This is a genomic window from Psychrobacter sp. FME5 (assembly GCF_014861375.1).
In the GTDB taxonomy this organism is placed as follows: domain Bacteria; phylum Pseudomonadota; class Gammaproteobacteria; order Pseudomonadales; family Moraxellaceae; genus Psychrobacter.
The window spans coordinates 1-9,756 of the sequence record NZ_RRYX01000107.1 but is presented as its reverse complement, the minus strand read 5'-3'; the positions used below and the strand labels follow the sequence as shown (position 1 = coordinate 9,756).

Annotated in this window: 7 protein-coding genes; 3 read left to right on the top strand and 4 right to left on the bottom strand. The window is 42.0% G+C overall.

What is annotated here, in order from left to right; all coding sequences use genetic code 11:
- Window positions 1-85 precede the first annotated feature (85 nt).
- Window positions 86-1,318, top strand: a complete 1,233-nt coding sequence (locus EI161_RS11820; protein WP_192524772.1) for an 8-amino-7-oxononanoate synthase — start codon at window positions 86-88, stop codon at window positions 1,316-1,318.
- Window positions 1,319-1,389: 71 nt separating this feature from the next.
- Window positions 1,390-2,199, top strand: a complete 810-nt coding sequence (locus EI161_RS11815) for a methyltransferase domain-containing protein (RefSeq protein ID WP_192529639.1) — start codon at window positions 1,390-1,392, stop codon at window positions 2,197-2,199.
- Window positions 2,200-2,316: 117 nt separating this feature from the next.
- On the opposite strand, the gene dnaK is transcribed toward EI161_RS11815, so the two are convergent.
- Both dnaK and grpE read right to left on the bottom strand, forming a co-directional pair.
- Window positions 2,317-4,260 carry a molecular chaperone DnaK gene (gene dnaK, locus EI161_RS11810; RefSeq protein WP_192529638.1) on the bottom strand — a complete coding sequence of 648 codons (1,944 nt, stop codon included), beginning with the start codon at window positions 4,258-4,260 and terminating at the stop codon, window positions 2,317-2,319.
- A gap of 271 nt (window positions 4,261-4,531) precedes the next feature.
- Window positions 4,532-5,131: a nucleotide exchange factor GrpE gene (gene grpE, locus EI161_RS11805; protein ID WP_192524769.1), complete on the bottom strand. Its 600-nt coding sequence runs from the start codon at window positions 5,129-5,131 to the stop codon at window positions 4,532-4,534.
- Between the two features lie 520 nt (window positions 5,132-5,651).
- On the opposite strand from grpE, the gene EI161_RS11800 reads away from it, so the two are divergent.
- Window positions 5,652-7,097 (top strand): alpha/beta hydrolase, encoded by a 1,446-nt coding sequence (locus tag EI161_RS11800; protein WP_192529637.1) that lies wholly within the window; start codon window positions 5,652-5,654, stop codon window positions 7,095-7,097.
- Window positions 7,098-7,186: 89 nt separating this feature from the next.
- Here EI161_RS11800 and EI161_RS11795 read toward each other — a convergent pair whose 3' ends face one another.
- On the bottom strand, window positions 7,187-8,341 hold the full coding sequence (locus EI161_RS11795) for a metallophosphoesterase (RefSeq protein WP_192529636.1): 1,155 nt from the start codon (window positions 8,339-8,341) through the stop codon (window positions 7,187-7,189).
- Window positions 8,342-8,398: 57 nt separating this feature from the next.
- Window positions 8,399-9,394 (bottom strand): metallophosphoesterase, encoded by a 996-nt coding sequence (locus EI161_RS11790; protein WP_225735366.1) that lies wholly within the window; start codon window positions 9,392-9,394, stop codon window positions 8,399-8,401.
- Window positions 9,395-9,756 lie beyond the last annotated feature (362 nt).

The window sequence follows — 9,756 nt, the reverse complement described above, 5'->3', positions numbered from 1 at the left end:
AGTGTAAGGCGTTGCTTATTTTTTTCAACTATCTCCCAATTCTATACAGCCCCTAATCGATAACGAATATTTTAAGGTAAAAGTAATGACTGGACTTATAAATAGTCGCCTACAAGAAGCGCTTATAGCACTCAAAGCCACCCAACAATATCGTCAACTACCCAACCTTCAACATAATGGGCCATACGTTATTAGCGAAGGTAAGACCTTACTCAATATTACCAGTAACGACTATCTTGGCTTAGGCGGCGACACTGAATTACAAAACGAATTTCTCAACCAAATAAGACTCCTATCAGCCGCACAAACACCTAAAATGAGTGCGACGTCCTCACGCTTGCTCACTGGAAGTGATGCACAACTGCAAGCGCTAGAGTCTGAGTTGCAGGAATGGTATCAAACCGCGGTGGACAAACAAGATACCTCTGTCTCAAAGTCGGTGTTGGTATTGAATAGCGGCTATCATGCCAACCTTGGCATATTACCAGCCCTAACAGCCTTGCCAGTCAAAACGCTTATTCTGGCTGACAAGCTAGTACATGCCAGTATTATCGATGGTCTGCGTCTAAGTCAAAGCAAGCTGGTTACCTATCGCCGTTATCGTCACAATGATTATGAGCATTTGGCTACATTTATTAAGCAAGCAAATCCAGACATTGAGCGCATTATTGTTGTCACTGAAAGCATCTTTAGTATGGATGGTGATCGTGCTGATTTATGTCAACTGGTACAATTAAAAGCCAAAGATGCTCGCATTGAGCTGTATGTCGATGAGGCTCATGCCATTGGTGTGTTGGGTGATACAGGCTTGGGACTCGCAGAAGAAACACAGACATTGGCTAATATTGACTATTTGGTCGGTACTTTTGGTAAAGCTTTTGCCTCAGTAGGTGCTTATATCATGTGTGATGACATCGTCAAGCAATGGCTGATTAACACCATGCGTCCGCTCATTTTTAGTACTGCATTACCCCCTATCAATCACGCATGGACACGGTTTATTTTAGCAAAAATGCCAACGCTAAATGACCAACGTGCGCATTTAGCGCAATTGTCTACCAAGCTTAGTCGAGCCATCGTCCAACGACACCGTGTCTCTCCAACTATTCAATATCCAAACTATGAGTCACCCATTGTGCCTTACATATTGGGTGATAACGCCAGCACTCTTGCCAAAGCACAACAGTTGCAAGCAGCAGGTTTTTACGCGATGCCTATCAGGCCACCCACCGTTCCTGCAAACACGGCGCGTATCCGTTTGGTCATGAATGCCAAGCTAACAAATAAAGACTGCGAGCAATTGATAAGACAGTTATGACGCTGTTCTGTAATAGAGATGTCAGCGCTACTATCGATTGATAACTGGCTCACTTGGATATAATAAACCTTATGAAAACACTCGCCAAAACGGATACATTTAGCACCAGAAAAAAAACCATCGCTCGTCATTTTGCCAATGCCAGCGACTATGACCAGCATGCCAATATTCAGCAGCAAGTCTGTCAATACTTATCCTCCAATATTGCACATGCGCAGCAAGATAGTGTGTTGGAAGTCGGTGCAGGAACCGGTCAAATGACCCGTTTAATAGCTGCACAGATACAAAGCCAGCATTGGCTGATCAATGAGTTATGCGCTGAACAGACCGATACACTGCAATCAATATTACCAACTGCCGATATAGAGATCGGTGATGCTGAAACCATGGATTTGGTAGCAAAGCATAGTTTGATAATCAGTGCTAACGCAGTGCAGTGGTTTGATAAGCCTTTAAGTTTCGTCGCACAGTCAGCGTTACGCTTACAAGCGGGCGGTCAACTGCTATTTAACACTTTTACGCCAAATAATTTTTGGCAGATTAAGCGTTTGACTGGTCAAGGACTCGATTATCCAGACATTGATGAGTGGCAATTAGCACTCGTCAATGCTGGATTTGAGAAAATCAAACTGTTCACCCAGCGTTTTGAGTTACCGTTTTCCAGTCCCTACGCTGTCTTAAAACATATGAAACTAACGGGCGTATCGACGAATCGTACTCAAGTAAACCCCAGCAACACCCAGTCCTTTAGGTGGACAAAAGCACGCTTGCAACAGTTTGAGTCAGATTATTGGCAACATTTTTCAGCGCAAGATGATATTGGGCAGCCTATCGTTAATTTGACTTACGAAGTACTGATAGTGAGTGCGTTTAAACCGTAACGACAAAATATAGAGTGGTAGGTTATCTTTTATAAATAACAACCATAAAAAAACGCACCCCGAAGGATGCGTTTTTCTAATTGAACAGCTTGTTAACTTAACTAATTATTAACAGCCTTACTTTTTGTCTTCGTCTACTTCAGTAAACTCAGCATCAACGACATCGTCGTCGGCTTGGCTACTATCCGCTGCACCTTCAGCGCCTTCTTGGAACTGGCTTGGATCCATACCCTCTGCGCCCGCACCACTATCAGCGTAAATCTTTTGGCTGATTGGTAAGAAAGCGTTATCTAAGGCTTCAAGTTTGGCTTTGATATCGTCATGGTCATCTTCTTTCGCCGCTGTTTCAAGCTCAGTGACCGCCGCTTCTACTGTTGATTTCTCATCTTCAGTGACTTTATCTTCCGCTTCTTTTAGCGCTTTTTGTACCGCATGGATACGACCATCTGCTTCGTTACGCACTTGCGCTAGGTTAGCAAATTTCTCATCTTCCGCAGCGTTTGCTTCTGCGTCACGAACCATTTGCTCGACTTCTTCATCCGACAAGCCAGAATCTGCTTTAATCTGGATACTTTGCGCTTTACCAGTACCTTTATCGGTTGCTGAAATATTCATGATACCGTCAGCGTTGATGTCGAAGCTCACTTCGATTTGTGGTAGACCACGTGGTGCTGGTGGAATATCCGTTAAATCAAAACGTCCGAGCTGTTTATTTTGGTTGGCGATTTTACGCTCACCTTGATAAACCTGAATGGTTACTGCTGGCTGGTTGTCTTCTGCCGTTGAGAATACCTGTGATTTCTTGGTAGGAATCATGGTGTTTTTCTCGATAACTGGGGTCATAACTCCGCCCATGGTTTCGATACCTAGCGTCAATGGCGTCACATCAAGCAATAGTACGTCAGTTTTATCACCAGACAATACTGCACCTTGAATCGCTGCACCAGCGGCTACTGCTTCGTCAGGATTCACGTCTTTACGTGGCTCTTGACCGAAGAACTCTTGTACTTTTTGCTGTACCAATGGCATACGAGTCTGACCACCGACTAAGATGACATCATCGATATCGCCAATTTTTAGACCAGCATCTTCTAGGGCAGTTTTACATGGGCCCATCGTACGTTGTACTAGCTCTTCTGTTAGGCTCTCAAGTTTTGAGCGACTGATCGTGACGACCAAATGCTTAGGACCACTGCTATCAGCGGTGATATATGGCAAGTTCACTTCAGTACTTTGGGCACTTGATAGCTCAATTTTTGCTTTCTCTGCCGCTTCTTTTAGACGCTGCATCGCCAGAGAGTCACCTTTTAGGTTAACGTCTTGGTCTTTTTTGAATTCAGCGACTAAAAAGTCAATCAAGGCTGAGTCAAAGTCTTCACCACCAAGGAATGTATCACCATTGGTCGCTAGTACTTCAAATTGCTGCTCACCATCGACATCAGCGATTTCGATGATTGATACGTCAAATGTACCACCACCCAAGTCATAAACGGCAACAGTGCTATCGCCTTGCTTTTTGTCCATACCATAAGCAAGTGCAGCAGCCGTTGGTTCGTTAATGATACGTTTTACATCTAGACCAGCAATTTTACCAGCGTCTTTAGTAGCTTGACGTTGTGAGTCATTGAAGTAAGCAGGTACAGTAACGACCGCTTCAGACACGCTTTCACCAAGATAGTCTTCGGCAGTTTTTTTCATCTTTTTCAATATTTCAGCAGATACCTGTGGTGGTGCTAATTTTTTACCATTGATTTCTACCCACGCATCACCGTTGTCCGCTTTGGCGATTTTGTACGGCACCATACCGATGTCTTTTTGCACAACTTTGTCATCAAAGCGACGACCAATCAAACGCTTGATTGCAAATAAGGTGTTGCTTGGATTGGTCACTGCTTGACGCTTGGCTGACTGACCAACGAGGATTTCGTCATCTTTATAAGCGACAATCGATGGTGTGGTACGAGTACCTTCAGCGTTTTCGATAATTTTAACTTTATCGCCTTCCATCACTGCGACACATGAGTTAGTTGTACCTAAATCAATACCAATTACTTTACCCATAATTAATTGCTCCTAATTTATTTTTAAACAAAAATATTTATATCATCAGACCTTAGAAATTGTCTCTAGCGGGTCACTTGTTGCTTTATATAGGTTTACGTGGTCGTTTTTTCAAGTCAATAACCACGTAAATAATGCCTTTTATGTGATTTTTTGTGAAAACCCTTACTTCTAATAAGGTTTAGCACTGTTAAAGACTTCTTTTTTAAATACTAATACCCGCGGTATTAGTTTTTAAGCTGAATTGTCTTAAATACTACTATCTTAAATACTATTGCCCAACACGTACCATTGCTGGACGCAATAGACGACCGTTTAAGCTATAGCCTTTTTGCAACACTGTACCAACCGTATCAGCTGGCGCATCGGGGTCGATACCTACCGCTTCATGTAAGTCAGCGTTAAATTTTTCGCCTTGTGGTTCAACCACTTCGACACCATTTTTATTTAACACGTCTAATAACGCTTTATGGGTCAGTTTTACGCCTTCAGTAACAGGATCATCTGCATGGGCGTTTTCGATAGCACGCTCTAGGTTGTCGACGACTTCTAACAACTCTTTTGCAAACTTTTGCAGCGCGAATTTTTTGCTTTTATCTGTTTCCTGCTCCATACGTTTTTGCGCATTATAAGCTTCAGCATTGGCACGAGCAGTGCCTTCTTTGGCTTGTTTAACTTCACCTTCTAGCTCTTTAATACGGGCGGCAAAGGTATCAAGGTTAATTTCATTCTCGATAGTCGCTTCTTCGCCTTCGTTGTTTTGTGGATCAAACTCTTTCATGGTTTCTTCTAAAATACTGTCGCTATGCTCAATATTGTCATGGGTCACATTTTGATCAACAGGCTCTTGATTTTGGTTTTGCTCGCTCATGATAACTCCTTAGAATTTTAATAATGTTTAATAATACTTAGTAATGCTTAATAAGAACGGTTAATGCAGGACACAAGAGCCACGCTATTTGTTGGTCATCTTGCGCCTTTATTAGATGCTTAATACTTTATTAGTTTCTTAATAACAGTCACTGATTGTTTTTATTAATACGCTTCGATAGCTGATTAATAAAGGTGATGGGGTCAAATTTCAAGCCTAAAGCTAAGGAATTTTTGCATTTATAACAAATGTTATCGAAATATCATCTAAATTCTCTTTATAAGGTTTCTTTTGCTGTCAGCTAATATAGGTATCTGCTAAAAAAACGTACAAAAAACCGTCACTTATTCCAATTTCTTTACCATTACTATCTAAGCCATTACCAAACACCACTCAACTTTATTGATGATTAATTTATTATTGTTACAAATATTGCAACTTACGTTAGATTTACGCTGACCTATTACAACAGCTACTAACGGTCATTGATCAAATATTAACGACCAATAATGAGGGTGTTATGTCTAATTCAGCAGTACTATCAATCAACACTCTACTTAATAAAGCGTTGATGACGATGAACTTAACATCGACGAACCTAACGCCAAAAAATTTAGCGTCATCCGCTCAAGTAGATACGGATACCGTAGATAAGGGCATAAAAGAAAATAGTGCAGAAGAAAAGCGTTTGAGCATTACAGAAAAAATGCTTAGCTACAGTCCGATGATAAACTATCAGTCACATACCTTGCATTATGCGATGAAAGGTTTGGGCTGCCTGCCAACGCCTGTATTAGAAAGCTTGGTGAGCTATCTCAAAGGACCCAGCTCAAAGCAATATCTGCATGCTGACGCTCATTTGCGTTTGATACTAGCCGTAAACAGCAACCTTAAAACACCTTTAGAGCTAACGCCCATGCACGAGCTGCGTGACAGGTTTGCGGCGGATGCTGTCGCTATGCAATCGCCAAGAGTATGGCAGCAAGCCAGTATTAATACACTTAGCAGCCTAATGCGTTGTGCCAAAAAAGGCGACACACCTATTAGCTGGGAAGATAAGACCATCGCTAATGCTGACGATGGCGATATGACTGTTCGTTGTTATCAGGCGAGTAAACGCTCTTATGGGATAAATACTAAAAAATGCGCGATTCATAACCCCGACGAAACGGTTATGTTGTTTTTTCACGGTGGTGGGTTTTGTATCGGCGACGTCGATACCCATCATGAGTTTTGTCATGCGGTTTGTGAGCAGGCTGGCTGGCCAGTGGTCAGCGTCGATTACCGCTTAGCGCCTGAATACCCTGCACCAACTGCCTTGCAAGATTGTATTACTGCTTATGCATGGCTGGCTGAAAACTGTCAATCGCTGGGGGCAACGCCATCTCGGATAGTGCTGGCTGGTGATAGTGCTGGTGGTGGATTGTCGACGTTGATGGCGCAGCAGCTCGCCGCACCCACTGAAGACGCTTGGCTAGATTTGAGTATGGACGGTCAAGATATGTTTGAATTATTAAAAAGCTTACCCAGTCCGCTTGCGCAAATGCCTTTATATCCAGTGACGGATATCGAGACAGATTATCCAAGCTGGGAATTGTATGGTGAGGGTCTACTATTAGATCATGCTGACGTGGCGGTGTTTGATGCCGCATGTTTTGATCACAGCCCATTGCCACGCCAACATATCCTTAATTGCCCCATGCTTGGTGACAATAGTAAAGTATGCCCGACTTATATTGTCGCCGCTGAACTGGATGTGCTGCGTGATGAAGCTTTTGCCTATACAAAACAATTGAAAGCGCATGATGTCCCTGTTGAGACTTATACCGTACTTGGTGCGCCCCATGGTTTTATTCATTTTATGAGTATTCATCAGGGGATTGGACAAGAAACAGGCGATATCATTAAAGGTTTTGCGAGCTTTGTGCGCGATGTTATCAATACCCAGTCGCAATTAGCGGCATAGTTATTAGGGTCTATTGCATAAAAGAGTGCTGGTTTATTTATATTACAGAATAGTGCTATTTAGATATTACGTTCTTAAACATTACTTTTTTAAAATTTATCTTCATTCTTACCATTCAAAGTGATTAGCCAAATCTCCGAGCGCGAGCCCAGTCGAAACGGAATACCCCAAAAACCATAACCTGAGGAGACGACAAAGTGTCCTTTGCCAATGGCTTCATAACCATAGCCCAAGCGATTGATAGCATGGACGATAAAGTTGGCTGGATATATCTGTCCGTTATGAGTATGTCCTGAAACCTGTAAATCAATCGGTAGCTGACTATGCTTAGCAATATCGCTAGGTCTATGATCGAGCATAATAATAGGTTTGGTACTATCGACGCGCGCCATCAGTTCAGTGGTCGCCACACGTTGACGTTTATGATTATCAAAACGTCCTACTAACCAAAGTGCTTGTCCTTGGTGCATGAGACATTTCACCTCATCATTTAACAGTTGCACGCCTGCATTGCACAGCGCTTCACTAATCGGCTGCTCGTGTCCATATAAATCATGATTGCCTAAAGTAGCATAGACGCCATATGGCAAGATTTTACATAACTCAGCCAAGTTTCCTGCCATCTTATAATCAGCAAATGCTTGCGTATTGTCATCCATGATATCGCCCGGCATCAGCAGTATGTCGGCTTTATTTTTTATAATAAGATGATGTAGCCTATCTATCGCACTATTACCAAACAATCTGCCCAAATGTAAATCACTGGCTACAGCAATGCGTAATGGCTTAGCCATAGGCTTATCAATACTAATAGACAGCCTACGCACAACCGGCACATAAGCGCTATATAGGGCGTAAATAAACAACGCTACAAAGAAAACCAGCGCAAAAATGCGTAACCCAATAGTAAGTATTTCTCCATCAATAAGCGTAATACCGAACCAGCTATTTAAGAGCCAATAACCGCCATATAGTAAACTGGTCGATAAAGCGGTGAGCATTATAAAGTGCATCACTAACATCCAAGCGCTTATCCAGCGATAGCTATTAGAAAATATTTTGCTGACGCTCAACAGCAACAGGCTATTGGTAATGGCAAAAACCACTACCCACACCATAGCCGGTGATAGCGGTATAGTAATTGAAACAATCCAAGGCTGTAACCACCACTGTAAGCTGAGTACCGCTCCTAAACTAAAAAGCTGCAACAGCACAATAATGGTGATAATAAATGCGTAACGCATGAGGTTTCCTAGCAGATTGGCGTGCCGATAGAGATTTACAGCGTAAATTATGTAGAGCTATTTTGCCGACTGTAAGGTAATTATCCAAACCTCAGAACGCGTACCTAGTCTAAAAGGCACTGCACCGATACCATAGCCTGAGGTTACCAAAAACTGTGTATCGGCTATTTTTTTGGCACCATAATTTAATGGTGAGAACCAGTCCATTAATATCGTTAATGGAAATATCTGCCCACCATGAGTATGCCCAGACAGATGCAAATCCACTGGTAAAGCACTGACTTCATCCATCATCGAAGGGCGATGCTCTAAAAACACCACTGGCTTATCGGCATCCACTTGATTTAGTAACTCATCCGCTGACAGTCTGGTTAGATCCACATCGTCCGAGCGCCCAATCAACCATACTGCATCGTTTAATAACACACTCTCATTATCAAGGGCTTTGATACCAGCAGCCTCAATAGCCTGTGCTATTTGTTCATCATAGCCTAGATAGTCATGATTACCCAACGTCGCATAAACGCCAAGCGGTGCTTTTAGTTTTGATAACTGCTCATGCATATTGGTATTATCGTAAGCAATAGTGGTGTCATTCATAATATCACCAGCGATGACCACCACGTCTGGACTTTGCTTATCAATCAGCTTAACCATTTTATCTATCTGCCGATTACCAAACCATCTGCCCAGATGCGTATCAGAAACCAATGCGATCTCCATTGGCTTATCGAGAGGTTTGGTTGTCGTAACTGTCAATCGATGTACCTCGGGTGAGTAGGCATTAAATATAGCGAGGCTCACGATACTGATATAAACCACCATTGCAAACACACGAATGGTTATTGGTCGTGGCTTTTGTTTAAGTATTAGAGCATAAACCCCTGCAAGCACAGCCGTTATTAAAGCGGCATAAAACATAAAGCCTTGCAAAATACTGATAACCAAATAGACGTGAAAACGCTCGTACCAAAACTCACTCAAGCCATAAAGGAGAGCGATATTATTAATAATAAAGACAACAGATATCAGCGCAACTTTAGTAGCAGTCATTCTTGGCTTTATTAACCACCAAAGAATAATGCTAGTCATAATAGCGAGCAACTGCGTAAAAACGATAAAAAGCCACATAAGTAAATCTAGTTAAATAAAGATGATGCTATCTTACGTTAAAAATTTGATGTTCTGAATATCGTGTCTTTTTTTCCACAGAAACTTCATCAATGAAAATCTATTAATTTTATTTGTGTTTCGGAAGTGCAAACCATCCTATGATGACTGCGCTAGTTCCACCAACACAGCAAAATAGGATAGTCCCCACTACAGCATCCATAAATTCTTTATCTACAGTGAACCAAACTATAGTCAGTTCAAAATAAAACTGTTATGGCCAGGACAAATATCATAAAATAATT

Excerpts from the sequence above, each read along its gene's own strand:
- EI161_RS11820 (WP_192524772.1), top strand. The coding sequence starts at position 86 with ATGACTGGACTTATAAATAGTCGCCTACAAGAAGCGCTTATAGCACTC.
- EI161_RS11815 (WP_192529639.1), top strand. The coding sequence starts at position 1,390 with ATGAAAACACTCGCCAAAACGGATACATTTAGCACCAGAAAAAAAACC.
- dnaK (WP_192529638.1), bottom strand. The coding sequence starts at position 4,260 with ATGGGTAAAGTAATTGGTATTGATTTAGGTACAACTAACTCATGTGTC.
- grpE (WP_192524769.1), bottom strand. The coding sequence starts at position 5,131 with ATGAGCGAGCAAAACCAAAATCAAGAGCCTGTTGATCAAAATGTGACC.
- EI161_RS11800 (WP_192529637.1), top strand. The coding sequence starts at position 5,652 with ATGTCTAATTCAGCAGTACTATCAATCAACACTCTACTTAATAAAGCG.
- EI161_RS11795 (WP_192529636.1), bottom strand. The coding sequence starts at position 8,341 with ATGCGTTACGCATTTATTATCACCATTATTGTGCTGTTGCAGCTTTTT.
- EI161_RS11790 (WP_225735366.1), bottom strand. The coding sequence starts at position 9,394 with ATGACTGCTACTAAAGTTGCGCTGATATCTGTTGTCTTTATTATTAAT.